Below are 1,696 nucleotides of genomic sequence, written 5' to 3' on the forward strand. Positions count from 1 at the left end.
ACAGATAGGTGGTCAGCGCCGCATGAACCTGCGCCGCCGCTACAAGATCCAGGACGTCATCCGCCGCCGCCAGGTGCTGCTGGTGCAGGTGGTCAAGGAAGAGCGCGGCAACAAGGGTGCGGCGCTGACCACCTATCTGTCGCTGGCGGGCCGTTACTGCGTGCTGATGCCCAACACCTCGCACGGGGGCGGGATCAGCCGGAAGATCTCGAACGCCGCGGATCGCAAGCGGCTGAAGTCGATCATGGCCGATCTGGCGCTGCCGCCGTCGATGGGCTGCATCGTGCGCACCGCCGGGCTGCAGCGCACCAAGACCGAGATCAAGCGCGACTTCGACTATCTCGCCAGGCTGTGGGACGAAATCCGCGAGAAGACGCTGACCTCGTCCGCGCCCGCGCTCGTCTATGGCGACAGCGACCTGATGAAGCGCGCGATCCGCGACATCTACAACAAGGACATCGACGAGGTGATCGTCGAGGGCGACGAAGGCTATCGCCAGGCGCGCGAGTTCATGAAGCTGCTGATGCCCAGCCATGCCAAGAAGGTGAAGCATTACAGCGACCCGGTGCCGCTGTACCAGCGCGCCGGCGTGGAGGACCAGCTGGCGGCGATGTACCATCCGGTCGTCCAGCTGAAGTCGGGCGGCTATCTGGTCATCAACCCGACCGAGGCGCTGGTGTCGATCGACATCAACTCGGGCCGTTCGACCCGCGAACACAATATCGAGCAGACCGCCACCGCGACCAACCTGGAAGCGGCGCAGGAGATCGCGCGCCAGCTGCGGCTGCGCGACATGGCGGGGCTGGTCGTCATCGACTTCATCGACATGGACAACAATTCCAATGTCCGGAAGGTCGAGAAGGCGATGAAGGAGGCGCTGAAGAACGATCGCGCGCGCATCCAGGTCGGCCGCATCTCCAGCTTCGGGCTGATGGAGATGAGCCGCCAGCGGCTGCGCACCGGCGTGCTGGAGGCATCGACCCGCCCGTGCCCGCATTGCGAGGGCACCGGCTTCGTGCGCACCGCCTCGTCGTCGGGGCTGTCGGCGCTGCGCCTGCTGGAGGACGAGGCCGCGCGCGGGCGCGGATCGCTACTGACGCTGCGGTGCAGCCAGGAAGCGGCTTTCTACGTCCTCAACCGCAAGCGTGCCGACATCGCCGAGATCGAGGATCGCTACGGCGTGCAGGTCGACATCATCGCCGACGGCGAGCAGGAAGGCGCGCGCATGTCGGTGGAGGCGTCCGGCCCGCCACCCGCGCACGCGCCCAAGTTCGACCGCCCGATCGAGGATATCGAGGACGACCTCGACATCGAGGAAGAGGATGAGGTCGAGGAGGAGGACGACGCCGTCGAGGACGACGACGCCCCGGCCGAACGCCGCGAGCGCGCCGAGCGCGCCGAGGGTGACGGCGACGGCCGCAACGGCCGCCGCCGCCGCCGCCGCCGCGGGCGCCGCGGGCGCAACCGCCCCGAGGGCGAGGGCGAGGACGACGAGTCCGGCGAGAGCGACGCCGAGGCACCGGCCGCCGAGGCGGACGAGGACGCCGACGCTGATGCGGATGCCGATACCGGCGCCGATGACGCCGTCCCGACCGAGGCCGAGGGCGCCGGCCGTCGCCGTGGCCGCCGCGGCCGTCGCGGTCGCCGTCGTGACGGCGATCGTCCGGCGGAGGGCGATGCCCCCGCTGCCGAGCCG

General features: G+C 69.5%; 1 protein-coding gene. It reads left to right on the top strand.

Annotated features, from left to right (window positions below):
* Positions 1-22: 22 nt before the first annotated feature.
* A partial coding sequence (locus AX685_RS00095) for an Rne/Rng family ribonuclease (RefSeq protein WP_231738478.1) occupies positions 23-1,696 on the top strand: 1,674 nt, incomplete at its 3' end.

It is taken from the genome of Sphingomonas sp. CCH9-F2, from assembly GCF_001556735.1.
In the GTDB taxonomy this organism is placed as follows: domain Bacteria; phylum Pseudomonadota; class Alphaproteobacteria; order Sphingomonadales; family Sphingomonadaceae; genus Sphingomonas; species Sphingomonas ginsenosidimutans.